The sequence below is a fragment of the Clostridium mobile genome, from assembly GCF_018918285.1.
Lineage (GTDB): Bacteria > Bacillota > Clostridia > Clostridiales > Clostridiaceae > Clostridium_AW > Clostridium_AW mobile.
The window spans coordinates 735,715-757,132 of sequence record NZ_JAHLQF010000003.1; the positions used below are offsets into that span (position 1 = coordinate 735,715).

The window sequence follows — 21,418 nt, forward strand, 5'->3', positions numbered from 1 at the left end:
AATAAAGAAAAAAAGGAGAGTCTCGTTATGAGAAAACAGTATCCCTGTGTGGAAGTTGATTTGTCAAAAATAACTTACAATGCAAAACAAATTTTATCCATGTGTAAAAATAAAGGAATAGATGTCGTTGGAGTAACCAAGGTTTTCTGCGCAGAGATTCCTATTATAAATGCTTTACTTCAGGCAGGATTTACTCATGTTGGAGATTCTAGAGTGCAAAATTTAAAGAAAATGGAGCAGATAAATTGCAAGAAAATGTTGCTTAGAATTTCTATGGAAAGTGAAGCAGAACAGGTAATTAAATATAGTGATGTTAGTTTAAATTCTGAATTAAAAACTATAAAAATATTATCTCAGAAAGCTAAAGAAGTAAACAGAACTCACAATATTATTTTAATGGTAGATATAGGTGATTTAAGAGAAGGCGTTTTAATAAAAGATGTGCTAGGCATAGTTAAGGAGATAATGAATTTACAGCACATAAAATTAGTAGGGTTAGGTACTAATGTAACTTGTTATGGAGGAGTAATTCCTGATAGGGATAACTTGATGAAACTTGTAAACTTAAGGAGTGAAATTAAAAATCTTTATAAATTGGATTTACCTATTATTTCAGGGGGAAACTCTAGCAGTTTATATCTAGTAATGAATGGCTCTATTCCTAAGGAAATTAATCAGCTGAGAGTGGGAGAGGGAATTATACTTGGACGTGAAACTTCTTTTGGAGGTCCAATACCAAATTGCTATGATGATGCTTTTATACTTAAAGGTGAAATAGTGGAAATAAAGGATAAACCTACAGTTCCCACAGGAAAGATAGGCATGGATGCCTTTGGAAACAAGCCTCATTTTCAGGATAAAGGCATAAGAAAAAGGGCTATTGTAGCAGTGGGAAGACAGGATATAAAAGTAGATGGACTTTTTCCTTTAGATAAAAACATAAGTATTTTTGGAGCCAGTAGTGATCATTTACTTTTAGACGTTACAGACAGTGCAAGTCCACTAAAAGTAGGAGACATTGTGGAGTTTAAAATGGACTATGGTTGTGTACTTGCATCAATGACTTCAAATTATGTTAAAAAGTACTATGAAAAACAACCAGAGTATTCCTTAGTTAATTGTTAATTAGAAATTTGAACGGTTAAATAAATTATTTGGAGGGGTTTAATATGAAAAGAAAGATAAAAGTTGTAGTTTGGGGATTAGGTTCTATGGGAAGCGGCATTGCTAAAATGATATTAGGAAAACAGGGATTTACAATTGTAGGAGCTATAGATACAGATCCAAGTAAAGTTGGAAGAAAGCTTTGGGATATATTAGGGATAGAAGAAAATGAAGACAATGGTTGTGTGATTACAAATAAGGCTGAAGAGGTTATAAAAAAAGGGTTTGCAGATGTTTGTGTTATGGCTACAGCTTCCTTTACAAAAGTGGTATTTCCATCAATAAAAATGGCAGCAGAAGCGGGAATGGATATAGTTAGTACAGCAGAAGAAATGGCCTATCCAAGAGTTTTAGATCCAGAATTATCCGATGAAATGGATAGAATAGCTAAGGAAAATAATATATCAATATTAGGAACAGGTGTGAATCCAGGATTCATCATGGATTTAATGGTTATTGCGTTAACTGGTGTATGTGATACTGTGGATAAAATAAATGTAGCTAGAATAAATGATCTTGCTTGTTTTGGAAAAGCAGTTATGGTTGAACAAGGAATAGGGCTTAAGCCAGAAGAATTTAGTGAAGGAGTAAAAAATGATACAGTAGCAGGGCATGTAGGGTTCTTACAATCCTTTGGAATGTTTGAAGAAGCGTTTAATGTAAAGTTTAATAATGTTAGACAGGAAAAAGAAGCAATTTTAACAAACGTTCCTCGCAGCACAGATATTGTTTCAGTTAATCCAGGAGATGTGGCAGGATGCAGACAAATAGGGTATGCAAGCTTAGAAGATAAAGAATTTATTGTAATGGAACATCCTCAACAGATAAGACCAGAATTAGAAAATGTAGATACTGGAGATTATATTTCCATAAAAGGATATCCAAACATAGACCTTCAAATAAAACCGGAAATACCAGGAGGAATTGCTACGATAGCTATATGCGTAAATATGATACCTCTTGTAATGAATTCTACACCAGGATTAAAGACCATGCTAGATTTACCAGTTCCAAGAGCTATAATCGGTGATGTTAGAGAATTAGTAGATAACAGAGAATAGTTTATTTATAATGGTTACTTTTTTAGATAATTACTTTTAAAAAGTAACCATTTTTTAAAATAAAAAATTATAAAGAATTGGGGATGTGAGGTATTAAAATGGAGGGAAATAGTGAAAAAAAGCTTGGGCTAGGTTTATTAATAGCTTTAGGTATAGGCTCAATGATCGCCTCAGGAATTTTTAATAGTCCAACGGATTTAATTATTTATTCTAATCCACAGGCTGTACTTATAGCTTGGGGTATAGGGGTATCTGGAGTAATAATGTTAGCACTGGTATTTAATATGCTTTCAAATAAGAGACCGGAATTAAAAGGGGGAATTTATTCTTATGCTAGAGCAGGTTATGGACCATTTATAGGATTCAACTGTGCATGGGGATATTGGATGAGTTCATTTTTAGGAAATGTGTCATTTACTATTTTAATTTTTAAAACTATTAATAGCTTAATTGGAGAACAATATAAAATGCCTCCAGTTATAACCTTTATATTGGGTTCCGCCCTCTTGTGGTCATATTATTTTATAATAAAAAGGGGAATAAAAGAGGCTGGAGTACTTAATGTAATAATAACCATTGCTAAAGTTATACCTTTGATTCTAGTAATTATATTTGGAATACTAGCTTTTAAAGGGGAGATATTTTACGTACCTAATTGGCAAAATGTTTTAGCATCCACAGGGGAAGCCACTAGTATAGGAAAACAGGTAAGTGGGGCCATGGGAACAGTTCTATGGTGTTTTGTAGGTGTTGAAGCTTTAGTAGTATTATCAGAAAGAGCTGAAACACAGAAATTAGTTGGTAAAGCTACAGTAATTTCATTATTGATTACAGCTGCACTTTATGTGGCTATATCGATTTTATCTATGGGCGTTGTACCAGCTGAAGTTTTAGTTAATTCAACAACTCCATTGGCAGATGTTTTATTAGCTACATCCCTTGGAAAAGCAGGTGCTGTAATAATCAAGGTAGGTATTATAATTTCAAACATTGGAGCTTTACTTTGCTGGAACTTATTAACTACTGAAATATTGTATGTGCCAGCTGTTCAAGATGATTTAATGCCTCAATGGTTTAAAAAGACCAATGAAAAGAATGTACCAGTTAATGCTTTGCTATTTACCATAACAGCTATACAGATATTTTTAATTGCATTGCTTTCACCGGCATTGCAAAAAGGATATTATGTAGCAACTCATATAGCAACTACCAACATATTATTACCTTATTTAATGTCCTCAATGTTTGCATTTAAAGTTTTTAGAAATGAGAAGGGATGTATAAAAGAAAAAGTTATATCTTTAATATCAATTATTTATTCTCTTTATGTTATCTACGCCGTAGGGATTGCATATTTAGGTTTAGCATTTATTATGTATTCCACAGGAATAGTTATATATATTAAAGGTAAAAAAGAAAAAAATGAAAGTGTTACAAGTAGAGAAAAGGGATATATGGCTATTATGCTTATTATATCCGCAATTATGATAATATTAGCAGTTACAGGTAAGATTACGGTGTAAGCTTTAGTTTTACAAATCTTTTCTCAATTATAGTAAATACTTATTTATTGTGCAAAACTTAAAAATGCTATGTAATGTACCCTATGCATTTGAGCAAAATCTAGAAATTCTTAATTTATTTTAGAAGTTCTTATTGAAGCGAATCAGCATAAGAAACATTATGTAGCATTTTTATTTGTTGTACCTCTAAATTTGTTTCACAATTATAAGTTCCTACAAACATAATTGTGGTATCCAAAAGAGGAGCTAAGTACATAATGACGTCACTTCACAAAAAGGCGTTCCTCCCATTATATACTTAGCTCCTTTATGTTTTACAAATGTATTTTCAAAATTAAATAATGTATGAAACTATAAAAAATACAAATTTATAAACATGTTAAAGCATAGTTTGTCCATAAATATATATTTTTATTTAGATTTCTTTTCTACAGTTACAGTTTTTAATGTTTTGTCATCTTTAAACTCATATTCTATAGTACATAATCCGCCTTTAGATTCATACTTTAATTTAGAATCATCTTCCTTTTCAGGTTCTCCTAATTTTTCTTTTATTTGATCTAGGGATAAACCTTTTGGCACTAGTTCATCGATACTTACACCATCATAGTAAACCTCTGGATTCGTATAGTAATATCTCATAGATCTAATTGTACATTCTTCTGTTCTTTTTTCCTCACCACTGTTATTGACAATTGAAAAAGTTCCATAGTTTTTTCCGTCTTTTGAAAAAGAAAATAGAATTGAAGTATATTTTTTCCCTGGAACAGTTTTTACTGGTTCGAATGCCTTAGAATATTCTAAAGTATACCCTTTGTCCAATACTTCTTGAACCGTTGTGGTACCAATTTCAATAGTTGCATCTTCCATCTTAACTAATGGAATATAGCCTTTACCACGAAAATATCCTGAGTTTATTAAAAATAGTACTACTATTAGGCCCAGACCTAACAGAATTTTAATTGATTTTTTCATAGTTTGTCCTCCCTCAATATGCAAATATATAGATGTGTATAATATCATAAATAGAACAATTTTCCAATAATTAAAATAGAATAGTTTTTAATTTAATTATATAATATTTTAAAATAATGAAGTGTTTTTAAAGGATAAGTATAAGGGTTATATAAATTTATGGTAGAAATATGAAAAGTTATTTGATGCAGTATAAGGTTTTTTATAAAGTTTTCGATAATTAAAAGGTTTGCTAGGATTTGCTAGCAAAAATACAATAAATTTATTTTACTTGAGAATGTTTCAAAAATAAGGAGGAGCAAAATGTCAAGATGGCTAGACGAACATGATGAACATATAGAGGAGATGAAAGAGAAAACAAAAAATAATCCCCTGATTCTACTAGGAGTAATAGGTGGAATAGCAATAGCTCTTGTAGTGGCTACAGGGTCATTGGAAGCTTTAAAAGTAACATCACCAGCTATAGTAGTTGCTATAGTAGCACTTTTGGTAAGAAAAAAGATGAATAAGAAAAAAGGTGACCCAAGCTTAAGAGAAAGTGTAGAAAAATATCTTACTACCCCAGAAGAAGTAGAAGCCTTTGATAGGGAAATGTATGGTGAACCTAAGTATAAGGTTGAATTTGGAGATGATAAAAATTATTTGGCAATCACTGATAATTGGATGGTAAAATGTAGGTCTACTTTTGATAAAAAAGACTTTATAATATATAAATTAGATGAAATAAAAATTATAAAAACTATTACAATGAAAGCTGTAGGTAGTTCCATTCCATTTAAAAGGGAATATCATTTACAAATAATATTTAAGGATAATAGTGAAGGAATGATTTTTATAGAAAGTAAAAAGAAATGCATGGAAATTAAAGAAAATCTTCAAAGATTATTACCTTTGGTTGAATTTTGGGGGGCATAATAAATAAAAATTACATATTTTGAAATTAAGGCTATGATAGACTATGTTCTTATCATAGCTTTAATTTTTAAACTTATATTAATTTAAAATTGATATTAAACTGATATTAAACAAAAAAGATCTTTAAATATGAAATTTCTAATTTAAAAATCATTTTATATATTTTACCATAATAAATCTTTCGTTTAAATATTGATATTGAACGTAGTTTAGTATACATTATATTTAAGTAACATATTTTGGAAGAGGGATAAGATGGAGAGATATATTCGATTAGAAATATTAGCTGTTGACAGAATTGGCATAACGTCGGAGATTTTAGAAAAAATATATAAATTAAATATTAATCTTACTTCTGTAGAAGTATTTCCTAATAGAGTTTGTATGAAAGTAAAGGATATACATGAAAATAAAATTGAAGAATTAAAAGAAAATATATTTAAAATTAAAGGAGTATTTCAGATCAATAGAATTGAATTACTAGAACATGAGAAATATCAAAGAAAGCTTCTTGCCATCATAGATTCAATAGATGATGGAATAATGTATATAAATAAAAATTCAGAAGTTGAAATTTTTAATAGTTATTGTGAAAATGTATTTTATTATTCCAAGGAAGATATTATAGGAAAGGATATCAATAGTTTAATAAAAAATAATCCTATGATAGATTTGATAAATAGTGGAGAAAAACACGATAATATTGAAATTTATTTAGAAAACGGTAGAGGTAAAAGCCATTATCTAACCACCATAAGGCCAGTAAAGGATGACAACAATAATAATATTGGAGTAGTGTCTTCCATTAGAGATGTGAAAAAGGTAATAGAAATTGCTAATGTGGTTTCTTCAAGTGATAACAGGGCTTTTAAAGATATTATAGGCAATAGTTCATCTATTGAAAAAGTAAAGGGAATGGTAAGAGCTGTTGCAAATAGCAATTCTACGGTTATTTTAAGAGGGCAAAGTGGTACGGGAAAGGAATTATTTGCAAGAGCAATTCATAATCTTAGTCATAGAAAAGATGAAAAATTTGTTCCCGTAAACTGTGCTGCTCTACCAAATAATTTAATTGAAAGTGAACTTTTTGGATACGAGAAGGGAAGTTTTACAGGTGCTTTTACTACAAAGGAAGGGCTTTTTAAGGAAGCTCATGAAGGAACTTTATTTTTAGATGAAATTGGAGAACTTCCTTTATTATTACAGGCTAAGCTTTTAAGGGCGCTTCAAGAAGGAGTTATAAGAAAAGTAGGAAGCAATATTGAAGAGAGTATAGACGTTAGGATAGTTTGTGCTACCAACAGAGATTTAGAAGAAATGGTGAAGCAAGGCAGATTTAGAGAAGATCTTTATTATAGATTAAATGTTATTCCTATATATATACCATCATTAAGGGAACATTTAGAAGATATACCAAGCCTAGTTACATTTTTTATCGAGGATCTAAATAAAAGGATTAACAAAAATATATTAGGAGCGGAATTAGAGTTTATAAATAATTTAATGAAATATAATTGGCCTGGTAATGTTAGAGAACTTAAAAATGTTGTAGAAAGAGCTATGAACTTATGTAATGATGAATTGCTAAAGAAAGAGCATTTAATGATTCATTTTAATGAAAATCCTAAGAGGATAGATGATATAGTAAAAAATGGAAACTTAAAATTGAAGGATATAGTCGAAATAGCAGAGAAAGAGGCTATTATTAAGTCATTAAAAAAGAACAAAACTTTTAGAAAAGCGGCGAAAGAGCTAGGAGTATCTCATACAACGGTAATAAATAAGATAAATAAGTATGGGATAGAGTGGAAAGAATAATTTACACATGGAAAGATTTTTTTACACAAAACATTGCAAAATGGAATAAAACGTTTACAGAAGATTTTAAATATTTAAATTAAATCTACCTAATTGTTATATATCAGTGTATTGCGGTAAATTGTCGTAATATTATAAAACTTGGCATGGCATTTGCTCTAATATACAGTGAAATATATATAATAAAATAAGGGGGATTTGCTATGAATAAAGAGAATATGGCTAACATGGGATTTGGAACTAAAGCAGTACACGGAGGACACAAAAAGGATTCACAATATGGTGCACTAGGTACTCCTATATATCAAACTTCTACTTTTATATTTGAATCAGCACAACAGGGTGGAAGAAGATTTGCTGGAGAAGAATGTGGACATATATATACAAGACTTGGTAATCCAACTACGGATCAATTAGAAGAAAAAATTGCTATATTAGAAGGAGGAGAAGCAGCTGTTGCTACGGCATCTGGTATGGGAGCTATATCATCAGCTTTATGGGCAGCTTTAAAGGCAGGGGATCATGTGGTGGCAGACGATACACTTTACGGATGCACTTATGCTTTACTAAGTCATGGTTTAACTAGATATGGTATAGAAGTTACTTTTGTTGATACTAGTAATCTAGAAGAAGTTAAAAATGCTATGAGACCAAATACTAAAGTAGTTTATTTAGAAACTCCTGCTAACCCAAATTTAAAGGTTACTGATATTAATAAAGTTTCACAAATAGCTCATGAAGTAGAGGGATGTATGGTATTTGTTGATAATACTTTCTGTACTCCTTATATACAAAGGCCATTAGAATTAGGAGCTGACGTAGTAGTACACTCAGTTACAAAATACTTAAATGGTCATGGAGATGTTGTTGCTGGTTTTGCAGTAGGTAAAAAGGAATTTATAGACCAAGTAAGATTATTTGGAGTAAAAGATATGACTGGCGCGGTTTTAAGTCCTTTCGATGCATTCCTTGTTATTAGAGGTATGAAAACTTTAGAAATTAGAATGGAAAGACATTGTCAAAATGCAATGAAAGTAGCTGAGTTTTTAGAGACTCATCCAGCAATTGAAAAGGTATACTATCCAGGCTTAGAAAGTTTTGAATATTATGAAATAGCTAAAAAGCAGATGGCTTTACCAGGAGCTATGATTGCATTCGAGTTAAAGGGGGGATTAGAAGAAGGAAGAATAGTTATGAACAACGTAAAACTAGCTAGTTTAGCTGTAAGTTTAGGAGATGCAGAAACATTAATTCAGCATCCAGCATCAATGACTCATTCACCATATACAAAAGAAGAAAGAATGGCAGCAGGAATTAGCGACGGATTAGTAAGGCTGTCTATTGGACTAGAAACAGTAGAAGACATAATTGAAGATTTAAAGACAGCATTAGATTTAGTGGTTAAATAACAATTTTATTTTTCTTTGGGGATGGGGGATAGAGTTCAATAAAATTAAATAGGGGGAATTGTAATGGAAAATAAAAAAACGTCAAATGGTCTGGCATTACTACCTTTCTTAGTATTTGTAGCTATTTATCTTGGTAGTGGGATAATATTGCAAGCTAAAGGTGTAGAGATGGCCTTCTATCAGTTGCCAGCACCTGTAGCTATCTTCTGTGGAATAATAAGTGCATTTTTCATTTTAAAAGGAACTGCTGAGGAAAAATTTGACGCATTATTAGAAGGTTGTGGAAATAAAGATATTATTATAATGTGTACAATCTATCTATTAGCAGGAGCCTTTGCTGGTGTATCCAAGGCTATAGGAGGAGTAGAATCCACTGTTAACTTAGGACTTACCTATATACCTGCGCAGTATATAGCCGTTGGATTATTTTTAATAACATGCTTTATATCTATATCCACAGGAACATCTGTTGGTTCAATTGTAGCTATTGGACCAATTGCTGTAGGACTTGCAGAAAAATCAGGACTTTCCTTACCTTTCGTTTTAGCTGCGGTAATGGGAGGAGCTATGTTCGGTGATAATCTTTCAGTAATATCGGATACCACCATTGCTGCAACTCGAACCCAAGGTTGCGAGATGAGGGATAAGTTTAGAGTAAATATATATATAGCGGCTCCTGCAGCTATAATAACTATAATCTTATTATTAATATTTGGACGTCCAGAAGTGATTCCACCAATGCAAGCTTATGATTATAATATAATTAAAGTCTTACCATACCTATTAGTTTTAATTCTATCCTTAATCGGAGTTAATGTTTTTGTTGTTTTAACACTTGGAATAGTAGTTTCTGGTGTTATAGGATTAGCTTACGGAAATCTTACAGTAATAACTTTCTCTCAAGAAATATTTAATGGTTTCTTAGGAATGATAGAAATCTTCTTATTATCCATGTTTACCGGTGGCCTTGCCCATATGATTACGAAAGCCGGAGGAATTCAATATCTATTGGATAAAATTCAAAGCATGGTAAAGGGAAGAAGATCTGCGGAAATAGGAATTGGAGCTTTAGTAGCAATGACAGATGCAGCTGTTGCTAATAATACAGTAGCTATAATAATTAATGGACCTATAGCAAAGGAGATGTGTAATAAATATAAAGTTGACCCAAGAAGAAGTGCAGCTCTGCTTGACATATTTTCTTGTATCATGCAGGGGGTAATTCCTTATGGAGCTCAGATGCTAATACTTCTAAGCTTTACTAAGGGAACAGTTACTCCGTTCCAACTAATGCCGCTGCTATGGTACCAATGGCTTCTTGGAATATCTGCAATCGTATCTATGTACATTCCATTTGCTGATGGATTAATAAAGAAGAACCCTTGGGATTGGAGTAAAAAAGAAGTAAATATATAGAGATAATAGATAAATGACAGAGGAGGTAAATCAATGGACAAAAAGTTAATTGAAATACGTTGGCATGGTCGTGGGGGACAAGGTGCTAAAACTGCTTCCCTACTACTAGCTGAAGCTGCTTTTTCTGCTGGCATGTATATTCAAGGATTTCCTGAATATGGACCAGAAAGAATGGGAGCACCAATTACAGCTTATAACAGAATAGCAAACTACCCACTAAGAGTTCACAGTAATATTTATGAGCCAGATTATGTAGTGGTAGTAGATGAAACCTTGCTTAAAACTGGTGAATGTATTAAAGGGTTAAAAAAAGATGGAGCTATCATTATAAATACTAGAAAGGCTCCAGAGGTAATAAAAAAAGAACTTGGAGGATATGAAGGGGAGATATATACCATAGATGCAAGAACCATCTCAGAAGAAACCTTAGGAGCATATTTCCCAAACACTCCAATGCTTTCAGCTATAGTTAAAATCATTGGAATTATAGATGAGAAAAAGTTTGTAGAGGACATGGAAGATTCCTTTAAACACAAATTTGCAACGAAACCTCATGTTATAGATAAAAATATGGAAGCACTTAAAAGAGGACTTTTGGAGGTGACTAGAATTGGATAAAAGAATGAAGGTTACTCCAGAATCTCCATGGATGGATATTCCAAGAGGTGGATTAATTCTAGATGGAGGAAGTGCAGTAGACTTTAAAACTGGAGACTGGAGAGCAATGAAACCCATTTGGTATGAAGATAAATGCAAGCATTGTATGTTTTGTTGGGCAGTTTGTCCTGATATGTCCATAATAGTAGAGGATGGAAAAATGACTAGCATAGATTATGATCACTGTAAAGGCTGTGGAGTATGTGTAGAACAATGTAATTTTAAAGCTCTAGAGCTGGTTGATGAAGAATAGGAGGGAAGAGAATATGGCAAAAGCTAATCAAATAAGAAAAAGTTTAAGTGGTAATGAAGCTGTAGCAATAGCTATGATGCAGATGGGGCCAGACGTATTTCCAGCATTTCCTATAACTCCATCAACAGAAGTACCTCAGTATTTTTCATCCTTCGTTGCAAATGGCGAGTGTAAAGCAGAATTTGTAGCGGTGGAATCAGAGCACAGTGCTATGAGCGCATGTATTGGAGCCTCAGCAGCAGGAGCTAGAGTAATGACTGCTACATCATCAAATGGATTAGGACTTATGTGGGAAATGCTTCATATAGCTTCAGGGGACAGATGTCCAATTATAATGGCTCTAGTAAACAGAGCCATGTCTCCAGCACTTAACATCCATAACGACCATTCAGATTCCATGGGAGCAAGAGACACAGGATGGATACAAATGTATTCTGAAAATACCCAAGAAGCTTATGATAACGCTATTCAAATATTAAAAATAGCAGAGGACGAGGAAGTTATGGTTCCAGGTATGGTATGCTATGATGGATTTATAACAAGCCACTCTGTAGAAAATTTATTTATTATGGATAATAAAGAAGTTGCAGACTTTGTTGGTATTAATAAAAGAACAGGAGCGGGGCTGCTTGGAGAAAAGAGTATAGCTGTTGGCCCTATGGTTCTTACTAACTATTATATGGAAATGAAAAGACAGCAAAAACAAGGTCTTTTAAATGCTAAAGATGTAGCTTTAAGAGTAGCTAAAGAGTATGAAGAGTTAACAGGAAGAAAATATGGATTGTTTGAAGCTTACAGATTAGAAGATGCTGAAGTAGCTTTAGTTATAATAGGTTCCTCTGCTGGAACAGCAAAAGCTGTGGCAGATGAATTAAGAGAAAAAGGCATCAAAGCTGGAGTGCTAAAAATAAGATTATATAGACCTTTCCCAGTAGAGGAAATTTGCGAAGCACTTAAAAACGTTAAAGCCATAGCTGTAATGGATAAGGCAGAAGGCTTATCAGGAAATGGTGGACCATTATATGTGGATGTAGCAGGTTCTCTATATGGAAAATATAGTGATAAAATATTAATGAGCTATATCTATGGACTAGGGGGAAGAGACGTTAGAGTGGAAAGCTTAGAAAGTGTTTACATGGATTTATTAGAAGCTTTAGAAACAGGAAAATACAATAAATATAACTACTTAGGTTTAAGGGAATAGGGGGGTAAAGGATGGCTACATTAAAAGAATTAACTAAAATTCCAGATAGAATAACTAGTGGACATAGAATGTGTGGTGGATGTGGAGCCCCTATGATTGCAAAGTGGGTACTAAAGGCAGTTAAACCAGAGCATAAGGCAGTTATATCTAATGCTACAGGATGCTTAGAGGTTTCCACAAGTTTATACCCTTACTCAGCTTGGAAGGACTCCTTTATCCATACAGCCTTTGAAAATGCAGCGGCTACAATTAGTGGAACTGAAGCAGCTTATAAAGTGTTAAAAGCTAAGGGCCAAATAAAAGAAGAATTTAAATTTATCGCTTTTGGAGGAGATGGTGGAACCTATGATATAGGATTCCAGTCATTATCCGGTGCCATGGAAAGAGGACATGACATGCTATATGTGTGCTATGATAACGGAGCATACATGAACACAGGAATTCAAAGATCCTCTGCAACTCCAGCAGGAGCAGACACTACAACAACTCCTCAAGGAAGTGAATCTTTAGGTAAAAAACAGGGTGGAAAAGATTTAACTATGATTATGGCAGCTCACAATCTACCATATGTAGCACAAACAGTTCCTGTAATACCTGGAACAAGATACACTATGGATTTATATAATAAAGCTGACAGAGCTCTAAATGAATTTAAGGGAGCTAAATTCATGAACGTATTAGCTCCATGTCCAAGAGGATGGAGATGTGATACAGCAACGGAACTAGAACTAATAAAATTAGCAGTTGAAACTTGTTACTGGCCACTATATGAAGTGGTAAACGGAGAATTTAAATTAAGCTATAAGCCTAAAAATAAACTTCCAATTGAAGAATGGCTAAAGCCACAGGGAAGATTTAAACACTTGTTCAAGTCAGAGGCAGGAAAAGCTTTAATTGCTAAGGCTCAAGAAGAAGTAGATAGAAAATGGAAGAAATTATTGTTCCTTTGTGGGGAAGAAGAATAAGGTTGGTTTTTAATTGAGTAGTTTTTTAGTTCAATAGTAAAGAAGGGATTTTGCGGTGCAAAATCCCTTTTTAGTTAAATATATATCTGTAAAATTTAGGGAATATTATTTACCTGCAGCTCTTAAAATAGCCTGCTGATGATCAGGGTCTTCACGACCATCTTTGTGTCTTGTGCTATTCAAGAAGTGTATATCTACAACTCCATCCATACCATTATTCTTAACAGCATCAAGATTTTCACCAGTGCCATAGCCATCTGAACGATTTTGAACAGTAGCTACAGCTGGTGCAGAATCAACTCCTGCATGTGGCATAGCTGCCATAGAAGCGGCAATTCTTTTCTCGTTTACAGTTACTATAACCGGTCTTCTTTCCCATGTGAAACCTCCCCAAATGTTTTTTATTATATCTGTATCAGAAGGGGTTAAAGCTTCAGCATCGGCATGATTAGTACCAAAGGTTCTTTTAACATTAAAAGATTTACCTGTCTGCAAGTCTGTAACTTGTGCAACAGAACCATTAGGGAATATATTTTGAACAGATTCCCACCAGTCTAGTAACTCACCATATTTCGATGGTTCTTCAACTTTATTTCCTGTTATGCTAGTCCCACCTCTAGAAGGAGATACTTTCTTTTCAGGGCTTTTACTAGCCACATTATTATTTTCGCTAGAAGAATTTTGAACAACAACTTTAACATTGTTCTTTTCTTCTGGCTCTTTTTCTTCTAGTTTTTTCTCTTCTGGAATAGTGTTAGATTTTTCTGAAAGACTTACCTTCTGGCTTAAAGGGGGAGTGGGTTGTAATTTATATGTAGCCATCGTTGAAGAAGCAAACACAAAAGACAAAGCGGCAAATAGCGCCACGTAAAAATTTTTCATTTTATTTCTCCTCTCTGTGCCTACGAGGTTAGTTGACGGGTTTGGGAAGAGAGTATCCCTACTTTTAAAGATTCACCCCTAAAATATTTCCCCCGTTGCTAAATAATAGCATTCGGCAAAATATTAGCTTGTACAATTCATGATTATAAACAAAGAACAATAAAAAAGATAGCGGAAATATATTCTTTGGAAATTTACTCTACCTCATGAATTAATTTCAGTATTTTTACTATTTAAATTACCTATAAAATTCCCTTAGTGATAAATTTGTCCTGTTTAAAAAATTCAAGGTCAGTGAATATATGTGATGAGATGTATTATAATAAAACTATAATATAAGGTTACGAGGTGATATATAATGAAAATAATTGGTCTTATGGAGAATACCACTAGAGATGAAGAGTTAGTTTGTGAACATGGATTATGTATATACATAGAATTCGGAGATAGAAAAATATTATTGGACACAGGAGGTTCAGGTAGTTTTGTAAGTAATGGGGAAAAGCTGGGGGTAAACATTGAAAAGGTGGATATGGTTGTACTATCCCACGGACATCTTGACCACGGGGGAGGATTGTTATCTTTTTTCAGCAGTAATAATTTAGGTGAGGTATATTTAAAAAAGGAAGCCGTTAAAGATTACTATTTAGATAAAAATGGTGAAAAGATATATATAGGACTTAACAAGGACGTAGTTGAAGATAACTTTAATAGGCTTCAGTTTGTAGATGGATTTACCCAAATAGATAAAAATATTTTTATTGTCACAGATATATTAAAAGAATACCCATTACCACAGGGGAATAATAATCTTTATATGGAAGAAAAGAGTGAGGAGGAAGAGCCCCGATTTATCAAGGATAGTTTTCAACATGAACTAATATTAGTCTTTAAAGTAGAAGATGGGCTTATAATATTTACAGGATGTGCGCACAATGGAATAATCAATATTATAGAAACTATTAAGAGTGCGTTCCCAGAGGAAAATATTAAAGGAATAGTTGGAGGCTTTCATTTAATGATCGAAGGTAAATGGGATGGTTTATGCATGGAAGATGAGTATATAGACAATATATCTCAAAAAATTATTGAAGAAGGAATAGGAAAAGTATACACAGGACACTGCACAGGAGAAAATGGGTATGCGCGATTAAAAGAAAAATTAGGAGATAAGGTTGAATATTTAAGTACAGGAGCTAAAATAAATATTTAGTGAATTAAAGATAATATTAATATAATATTATATTATATTATATTATATTATATTATATTATATGCTTCACCTGACAAAGAAGTTTTTTATAAAAAGTTGAACTTTAAAAAAATGAAAACAGGAATGGCACTATTTCACAATAAATGATATATATTTATCCTAACTTGGTTTAAATAATAATTGTGTAAAAAGAAAGGGGTATATTATGGTAATAGCAATAATGGCATGTAGAAGATTAGTTGGCAAGTGCTCTGGTACAGGGTGCTTTAAAGCGTACAATAATTCAACGGATGCCTTTGAACTGTATGGTGATAACAAACCACTTCTTGGAAGCTTCTTCTACTGCAGTGGTTGTGGACAGACTATAGGGAAGGATGATGACTGGGAACACAAAATAAAGCAACTTAAGAATAATAATGTAGATACTGTTCATTTGGCCCTTTGTACAAAAGTAGAATGTCATGAGTATGAGAAGCACGAAAAAATGCTAAAAAATGAAGGCTTTAAAATAGTTCATGGAAGTCATTTTTAAAAAATTAAGAGTCAGAATTGAAAAATTAAGATTGAAAGTCTAGGAATAAATGATGAAAAGAAACTTAATTCGTAGTGAAAGCTCAACTTTTATAAGTATTTTGCTATGAATTAAGTTTTTTTTATATAAATTTCATATTTGATTAAATATAATTATAGAAATATACTTAATCATCTAAATAATACAAATAATCAGAAAAAATAACGTTTTCATATTGACATCCGATATTTTCCATTGTACAATAAAGATGGTCGATGATGTATGATGCATCATGTATAATAAATAACAAATAATGAATAATAAATTATAAATTAAATTCAAGGAGGATTTTTATTATGGATTACATGGATTTAAGTAAGTACCCTGCGGAACCTTTTAAGATTAAGAGTGTAGAAGTTGTAAAAATGATCTCAAGAGAAGAACGTGAGATTGCAATGAAAGAAGCTGGATATAATACGTTTAACTTGAAGTCAGAGGATGTTTATATTGACTTGCTTACTGACTCAGGAACAAATGCCATGAGTGATGTTCAATGGGCAGGAATGATGATTGGAGACGAAGCTTATGCTGGCAGTAAAAACTGGGTATATCTAGAATCTACTATCCAAGAGTTATTTGGATTTAAACACGTTGTTCCTACTCACCAAGGACGTGGTGCAGAAAATATTCTATCAAGTATAGCTATAAAGCCAGGACAATACGTAGCTGGTAATATGTATTTTACAACTACTAGATATCATCAAGAAAAAAATGGCGGTATCTTTGTAGACATTGTTCAAGATGCAGCACACGATGCTTCAGCAAATGTTAAGTTTAAAGGTAACATTGATGTAAATAAACTTCAAAAATTAATAGATGAAAAAGGTGCAGAAAACATAGCGTATGTATGTCTTGCTGTTACTGTAAATTTAGCAGGTGGACAACCAGTTTCTATGGCTAACATGAGAGCAGTTAGAGAACTTACAGCAAAACATGGAATCAAAGTTTTCTATGATGCTACTAGATGTGTTGAAAATGCATATTTCATTAAAGAACAAGAAGAAGGATATGCAGATGTTTCAATTAAAGATATAGTACATGAAATGTTCAGCTACTCTGACGGTGCCACTATGTCCGGTAAAAAAGATGGTATAGTAAATATCGGTGGATTCTTAGCGATTAATGATGAAGAATTATTCGGAAAAGCTAAAGAAATAGTTGTAGTTTACGAAGGTATGCCATCATATGGCGGTATGACTGGCCGTGATATGCAAGCTATAGCAATTGGATTTAGAGAAGCAATGCAATATGAATATATAGAACATAGAATAAAACAAGTTAGATATCTTGGAGATAGATTAAAAGAAGCGGGAGTTCCTATAGTTGAACCTGTTGGTGGACACGCTGTATTCTTAGATGCAAGAAGATTCTGTCCACATCTAGATCAAGAACAATTCCCAGCTCAATCACTAGCTGCTTCACTTTACATTGACTCTGGCGTTAGATCCATGGAACGTGGTATAGTTTCTGCAGGTAGAGATGTTGTTACAGGTGAAAACCATAGACCAAAGTTAGAAACAGTTAGACTTACTATTCCAAGAAGAGTTTACACTTACAAGCATATGGATGTTGTAGCTGAATCAGTTATCCATCTATATAAACATAAAGAAGACATAAGACCACTTAAATTCATTTATGAACCTGCACAATTAAGATTCTTTACTGCAAAATTTGATTATGCAGACTAATTAAAGTAAAAACTTATTATTCTATATTTTCGGGTCTTATGCCCGAAAATATAGAATATATATAATATACATATATTAAAAAGGTGGGCTGATTAAAAAAAATACTACTTTATAATGACTCCTATTATAAAGTTAAAAATGGGGAGGAAATGTATGCAAACTCAAGTGGATCAAAATACCAAAAATATTCAGAATAGTCCTAAATTTGCATCAAAATGGGGATTTATATTAGCGTGTGTAGGTTCAGCAGTAGGTATGGCTAATGTTTGGGGGTTTCCTTATAAACTAGGAAGCAACGGTGGTGGAGCATTCTTAGTAGCTTATCTCATATTCATAGTGATTTTTAGTTACACAGGACTTTCAGCAGAATATGCAATCGGTCGTAGAGCAAAAACCGGTACCCTTGGTGCTTACGAGAATGCTTGGAAATCTGGTGGTAAAGAAGGAATTGGTAAATTTGTGGGATGGCTTCCTCTTGTAGGCTCTATGTGTATAGCAATAGGTTATGCAGTAATTATCTCATATGTACTTAAAGGTTGGACTCAATCTGTTACAGGTAGTCTCATGACTGTGGACACAGGAGTATGGTTTGAATCATTCTCTATGACGGATTATTCCGTTATTCCATATCACTTAATAGTTGTTGTTGGAACATTGCTTACATTGACACTTGGTGCGGACAGTATTGAAAAGACTAATAAGATTATGATGCCATTGTTTTTTATGTTATTTATAATTCTTGCTATTCGTGTAGCATTTTTACCTGGGGCCGCGGAAGGATATAAATTCATGTTCATGCCTAGATGGGAAATGTTAAAAGACCCAATGGTTTGGATTTGGGCTATGGGACAAGCCTTCTTCTCTCTATCTGTAACTGGTAGTGGAATGATTGTATATGGTGCATATCTTTCAGATAATGAAGATATAGTAGATGGAGCGAAAAGCACTGCTATATTTGACACAATTGCAGCAATAGTAGCAGCATTAGTTATTATACCTGCTTGCTTTGCATACAATGTGGATGTTGGTTCTGGCCCCGGACTTTTATTTGTAACCTTGCCTAGAATATTACAGGACATACCAGGGGGAAGAATATTTGCAATAATATTATTTACAGCAGTGGTATTTGGAGGAGTATCTTCTCTACAAAACATGTTTGAAGTAGTTGGAGAATCATTAATGTATAAATTTCCTAAACTAAAGCGTGTTCCTATGTTAATATTACTTTGTGTAATTTGCTTTGGTATAGGCGTTAATATGGAACCTATATTTAAGTGGGGACCATGGATGGACATTATATCTATATATATTATTCCAATCGGAGCAACCTTAGGCGCCATATCCTGGTTCTGGGTTATGAAAAAAGAAGATTTACTTAATGAAATAAATTTAGGAGCTAAAAAGAAGCAAGGAGATTTGTGGTATAACTTGGGTAAGTACGTTTATGTACCTTTTGCAGCAATATTATGCATAGTTGCTCTATTTATGAAAGTAGCATTTTAAAACTAACAAATTAGCATTAAAAGAAAGTCGAGGTGGAGTGTCGCTCTGCCTCTTTCATTTACATAATAAAAGATTAATGATATAATATATCAAATTAATTTATTTTACTTAATATAAAAACAGGAGTAGTGGCGTGTTAATTAACAAAAAAACTTTAAGTGATCAAATTTATGATGTATTAAAAATGGAAATATTAAAAAGAGAGATTCCTTTTGGCTCAAAGCTTGTCAATAGGACATTACAAAAAAGATTTGGAGTTAGTTCATCTCCTATTCGAGATGCCATAAATCGTCTAAATCAAGATGGATTGATCACATCTATAGACAAATCTGGAGCAACAGTGGTTGATTTTGATTACGATTTTTTTCTTGAGGTCAATGAGGTACTTCTATATGTAATTAACACCGGTGTAAAACTGTCTTTTGAGAAAGTTGACACTGAAGAAGTATGTAAGCATTTAGAAAAATATTTATTACTTCAGGAGAAGTATATAGGCACTGATGAATTCTATGACTATGATTATAAGTTTCATAAGACATTTATTAATTACTCTAAAAATAGCAGATTAAAAAAGATCTTTAAAGAATATAATGTTCTTCATGAAATGCTTGTTAGGAATTTTTATAACTCTGGTACCTTTCAAATTCAAGAAGACAGCATTAAGATGCATAAAAAAATAATGAATGCATTTAGAGACAAGGACTATGAATTGGCAATGAGACTTACGGAGGAGCATTATAAAGCTGCTGAAGAAACCTTTATAAAAATACTTGAGCAAAGAGAAAAAAAATTAGAAGAAGATGATTTTTATGATTAAACTAAATTATTGTTTAGAAAGACGAAAAAGGGAGCTGTTTCAAAATGCAATTTTGATATAGCTCCTTTTATATTTTATTCTCTTAATTGAAGGTTTTGTCCTTAAATATATTTGCAACTATTGAGTCAAGCAGTGCTATTAGAACAAGCATGAAACTCTGCCTTAAGATGATAACTGGAAATAATGCGAAGACAAAGCTAGATAGTATTATGCAATATACAATACTCCCGCTTGATTTATAAAGAGTAGTCAATAGTATACTTATTCCCACTAAATATGCTGCGAATTGTGCATAAAACTGTGGGAGTATAATGAATTGTGGTATATAAATAAGTGGCAAAAACCACAATGACCAAAACAATCCTGTTATAATAGAGGATTTCCAAAATCCATTTTTCTGTTCATTTCCTGGCTGAATTATTCCCCTCCAACCAATTTCTTGAGAGCCTAGTATTATCGCCATAGGGAGATAACGAAAAAAATCTATAATACTACCATATCTATAAACATTTTTCAAAAGTATTGCAAAACCATAATGTGCTATTAGAAATACTGGTATTAAAACAAAGGTTTTTGGAGCTTTAACTATTCTAAACTTGTCTATAAATCCTCTCATTCCGCCTAGTTCTTTTCTATTTAAAATATGTACAATAAATGATGAAATAAGAGGGCCTAGACACCCAAGCACAAATAGAGATAGATAAAGAGGAGAATTAAATATCTGGGTAAATGCAATCCTAGAATAAACTATTATACCAAAACATATGTAGCTTATGATAAAGGATATTATTAAAAATTGTTTAGAACTCTTTTTCAAGGCTTGTCCTCCAATAAACTATATTTGGTCGATGTTTGTATATAATCATATATTTATATTATCATATTTATACAGAAAAATCATTATTTTTAAAAGATTATGAAAAAAGAATTTATAATAAAATAAAAAGTTGCGACAAATTTTATTAAATAAAAATTATATCGCAACTTTTTTATTTATTCATCACAACAGTTTTCATTCATACCTTGAATATGACCTATAGGAACTGTAAACATTAAACCTACACCAGGTTTTGAAATATCTCCAACTACGTCATTAACTGCTTGCATAGCTTTTATTACAAGTTCTTCACTTTGAATAACAGTAAAGATTGTTTTATTATAAGGTCTAGAACTATCTAGAAAGCTTTTTAATGATCTAAAAAGAGGTATGTCTCTATTTTCGCGATGAACTATGGCGCTACCCATCCCTTGGCTATCCAAGATAGTTGCACCTTTTACACCAATATCTAAAAAAGTAGACAGAATATCATCTAAGTAGTCAACTTCATTGAGAACTAGAAATAATGCATACATTGTATCACCAACTTTCATAATATAAATCATA

General features: G+C 32.5%; 20 protein-coding genes, 1 pseudogene and 1 riboswitch. Of the genes and pseudogenes, 17 read left to right on the forward strand and 4 right to left on the reverse strand.

The genetic code is table 11. From position 1 onward, the window contains the following. Nucleotides 1–27: 27 nt before the first annotated feature. The 3 genes from orr to KQI86_RS15190 all read left to right on the forward strand — a co-directional run bounded on the left by orr (nucleotide 28) and on the right by KQI86_RS15190 (nucleotide 3,748). Nucleotides 28–1,125, forward strand: a complete 1,098-nt coding sequence (gene orr, locus KQI86_RS15180) for an ornithine racemase Orr (RefSeq protein WP_216440189.1) — start codon at nucleotides 28–30, stop codon at nucleotides 1,123–1,125. Nucleotides 1,126–1,169: 44 nt separating this feature from the next. Next, entirely contained in the window at nucleotides 1,170–2,225 is a 1,056-nt protein-coding gene (ord, locus tag KQI86_RS15185; RefSeq protein WP_216440190.1) for a 2,4-diaminopentanoate dehydrogenase, read from the forward strand. Between the two features lie 98 nt (nucleotides 2,226–2,323). Beyond that, nucleotides 2,324–3,748 carry an amino acid permease gene (locus KQI86_RS15190; protein WP_216440191.1) on the forward strand — a complete coding sequence of 475 codons (1,425 nt, stop codon included), beginning with the start codon at nucleotides 2,324–2,326 and terminating at the stop codon, nucleotides 3,746–3,748. A 411-nt stretch (nucleotides 3,749–4,159) separates the two neighbouring features. On the opposite strand, the gene KQI86_RS15195 is transcribed toward KQI86_RS15190, so the two are convergent. After that, nucleotides 4,160–4,723, reverse strand: coding sequence for a hypothetical protein (locus KQI86_RS15195; RefSeq protein ID WP_216440192.1), 564 nt, complete (start codon nucleotides 4,721–4,723; stop codon nucleotides 4,160–4,162). A 303-nt stretch (nucleotides 4,724–5,026) separates the two neighbouring features. Here KQI86_RS15195 and KQI86_RS15200 point away from each other — a divergent pair, with 303 nt between their 5' ends. The 8 genes from KQI86_RS15200 to KQI86_RS15235 all read left to right on the forward strand — a co-directional run bounded on the left by KQI86_RS15200 (nucleotide 5,027) and on the right by KQI86_RS15235 (nucleotide 13,360). After that, the gene (locus tag KQI86_RS15200; RefSeq protein WP_216440193.1) at nucleotides 5,027–5,638 is read left to right on the forward strand and encodes a hypothetical protein; all 612 of its coding nucleotides are present in this window, start codon (nucleotides 5,027–5,029) and stop codon (nucleotides 5,636–5,638) included. Nucleotides 5,639–5,893: 255 nt separating this feature from the next. Then, nucleotides 5,894–7,456, forward strand: coding sequence for a sigma 54-interacting transcriptional regulator (locus KQI86_RS15205; RefSeq protein ID WP_216440194.1), 1,563 nt, complete (start codon nucleotides 5,894–5,896; stop codon nucleotides 7,454–7,456). Between the two features lie 203 nt (nucleotides 7,457–7,659). Beyond that, the gene (gene megL, locus KQI86_RS15210) at nucleotides 7,660–8,865 is read left to right on the forward strand and encodes a methionine gamma-lyase (RefSeq protein ID WP_216440195.1); all 1,206 of its coding nucleotides are present in this window, start codon (nucleotides 7,660–7,662) and stop codon (nucleotides 8,863–8,865) included. Between the two features lie 63 nt (nucleotides 8,866–8,928). After that, nucleotides 8,929–10,281 carry a Na+/H+ antiporter NhaC family protein gene (locus KQI86_RS15215; protein WP_216440196.1) on the forward strand — a complete coding sequence of 451 codons (1,353 nt, stop codon included), beginning with the start codon at nucleotides 8,929–8,931 and terminating at the stop codon, nucleotides 10,279–10,281. A gap of 33 nt (nucleotides 10,282–10,314) precedes the next feature. After that, the gene (locus KQI86_RS15220) at nucleotides 10,315–10,899 is read left to right on the forward strand and encodes a 2-oxoacid:acceptor oxidoreductase subunit gamma family protein (RefSeq protein ID WP_216440197.1); all 585 of its coding nucleotides are present in this window, start codon (nucleotides 10,315–10,317) and stop codon (nucleotides 10,897–10,899) included. After that, nucleotides 10,892–11,191 (forward strand): 4Fe-4S binding protein, encoded by a 300-nt coding sequence (locus KQI86_RS15225; protein ID WP_216440198.1) that lies wholly within the window; start codon nucleotides 10,892–10,894, stop codon nucleotides 11,189–11,191. The genes KQI86_RS15220 and KQI86_RS15225 overlap by 8 nt, the downstream gene beginning before the upstream one ends. 13 nt (nucleotides 11,192–11,204) lie before the next feature. After that, nucleotides 11,205–12,395, forward strand: a complete 1,191-nt coding sequence (locus tag KQI86_RS15230) for a transketolase C-terminal domain-containing protein (RefSeq protein WP_216440199.1) — start codon at nucleotides 11,205–11,207, stop codon at nucleotides 12,393–12,395. Nucleotides 12,396–12,406: 11 nt separating this feature from the next. Continuing rightward, nucleotides 12,407–13,360, forward strand: coding sequence for a thiamine pyrophosphate-dependent enzyme (locus KQI86_RS15235; RefSeq protein WP_216440200.1), 954 nt, complete (start codon nucleotides 12,407–12,409; stop codon nucleotides 13,358–13,360). A gap of 105 nt (nucleotides 13,361–13,465) precedes the next feature. Here the strand turns inward: KQI86_RS15235 and KQI86_RS15240 are convergent, their stop codons facing one another. Then, nucleotides 13,466–14,242 carry a hypothetical protein gene (locus KQI86_RS15240; protein ID WP_216440201.1) on the reverse strand — a complete coding sequence of 259 codons (777 nt, stop codon included), beginning with the start codon at nucleotides 14,240–14,242 and terminating at the stop codon, nucleotides 13,466–13,468. A 2-nt stretch (nucleotides 14,243–14,244) separates the two neighbouring features. After that, nucleotides 14,245–14,370: riboswitch (cyclic di-AMP (ydaO/yuaA leader) on the reverse strand. A 230-nt stretch (nucleotides 14,371–14,600) separates the two neighbouring features. Between KQI86_RS15240 and KQI86_RS15245 the strand changes: the two genes are divergently transcribed. The 6 genes and pseudogenes from KQI86_RS15245 to KQI86_RS15265 all read left to right on the forward strand — a co-directional run bounded on the left by KQI86_RS15245 (nucleotide 14,601) and on the right by KQI86_RS15265 (nucleotide 20,034). Further along, entirely contained in the window at nucleotides 14,601–15,455 is an 855-nt protein-coding gene (locus tag KQI86_RS15245; RefSeq protein ID WP_216440202.1) for an MBL fold metallo-hydrolase, read from the forward strand. A 51-nt stretch (nucleotides 15,456–15,506) separates the two neighbouring features. Further along, a pseudogene (locus KQI86_RS20225) lies at nucleotides 15,507–15,602 on the forward strand (GNAT family N-acetyltransferase); the annotation flags it as partial. A 58-nt stretch (nucleotides 15,603–15,660) separates the two neighbouring features. Then, nucleotides 15,661–15,987, forward strand: a complete 327-nt coding sequence (locus KQI86_RS15250; RefSeq protein WP_216440203.1) for a CGGC domain-containing protein — start codon at nucleotides 15,661–15,663, stop codon at nucleotides 15,985–15,987. A 335-nt stretch (nucleotides 15,988–16,322) separates the two neighbouring features. Beyond that, nucleotides 16,323–17,714, forward strand: a complete 1,392-nt coding sequence (locus KQI86_RS15255; RefSeq protein ID WP_343216179.1) for a tyrosine phenol-lyase — start codon at nucleotides 16,323–16,325, stop codon at nucleotides 17,712–17,714. Nucleotides 17,715–17,867: 153 nt separating this feature from the next. Further along, a complete protein-coding gene (locus KQI86_RS15260; RefSeq protein ID WP_246582825.1) occupies nucleotides 17,868–19,217 on the forward strand; it encodes a sodium-dependent transporter in 1,350 nt (449 codons plus the stop codon). Nucleotides 19,218–19,350: 133 nt separating this feature from the next. Beyond that, entirely contained in the window at nucleotides 19,351–20,034 is a 684-nt protein-coding gene (locus KQI86_RS15265; protein WP_216440205.1) for a GntR family transcriptional regulator, read from the forward strand. An 82-nt stretch (nucleotides 20,035–20,116) separates the two neighbouring features. Here KQI86_RS15265 and KQI86_RS15270 read toward each other — a convergent pair whose 3' ends face one another. Continuing rightward, nucleotides 20,117–20,851: a CPBP family intramembrane glutamic endopeptidase gene (locus tag KQI86_RS15270; RefSeq protein WP_216440206.1), complete on the reverse strand. Its 735-nt coding sequence runs from the start codon at nucleotides 20,849–20,851 to the stop codon at nucleotides 20,117–20,119. 176 nt (nucleotides 20,852–21,027) lie between these two features. After that, a complete protein-coding gene (locus tag KQI86_RS15275; protein ID WP_246582826.1) occupies nucleotides 21,028–21,405 on the reverse strand; it encodes a hypothetical protein in 378 nt (125 codons plus the stop codon). Nucleotides 21,406–21,418 lie beyond the last annotated feature (13 nt).